This is a genomic window from Mycobacterium sp. ZZG (assembly GCF_054786995.1).
On the sequence record NZ_JBTBFV010000188.1, the window covers coordinates 1 to 652 of the forward strand.

The 652-nt window shown below is 61.0% G+C and carries 1 protein-coding gene; it reads left to right on the forward strand.

Features of this window, described 5'->3' with window-relative positions; translation table 11 throughout:
• Positions 1-120: 120 nt before the first annotated feature.
• Positions 121-652, forward strand: a 532-nt coding sequence (locus tag ACXMYJ_RS29280) for a transposase family protein (protein ID WP_460359570.1), incomplete at its 3' end; no start/stop codon positions are given.

Sequence of the window (652 nt, forward strand, 5' to 3'; positions counted from 1 at the left end):
CCTGAATCCACCGATGAATTGCCTGGTAGGCGAGTGTTGATATGAGGAAAGTGCCCTCTGAGCTGCGATGATGAGTGTTCCTTACGCACTTATCGGCACAACTTCAGAAAGGCACTTCCGGTGAAAGTGTCCCATAGGTTCACTGCCTCGGCGGCCGTCTTCGACGACGAGCATCTCGTGTCCTGCGCCGGATTGGTCCCGGTCATGGCATTGGCCGCCCAGACGGCCTTGCCGCAGCTATTAACCGACAAGGTGCTCATCGTCGAACCGAGGATCAAATCCGGGTCGGCCAACCCTGCACCGAAACTAAGCACCGTGATTGCCGGGATGTGCGCCGGCGCCGACAGCATCGACGACCTCGACGTCGTGCGATCAGGCGGCATGAGAACCCTGTTCAATGGGGTGTACGCGCCCTCGACTATCGGAACCCTGCTGCGGGAGTTCACCTTCGGACACGCCCGGCAACTGGAGTCCGTGCTGCGCGAGCACCTGGCCGGGCTCTGCACACGGGCCGATCTGCTTCCCGGCGCCGACGACCGAGCGTTCATCGACATCGACTCACTGCTACGTCCGGTCTACGGACACGCCAAACAGGGCGCCTCCTACGGACACACCAAAATCGCGGGCAAACAGATCCTGCGCAAAGGCCTGT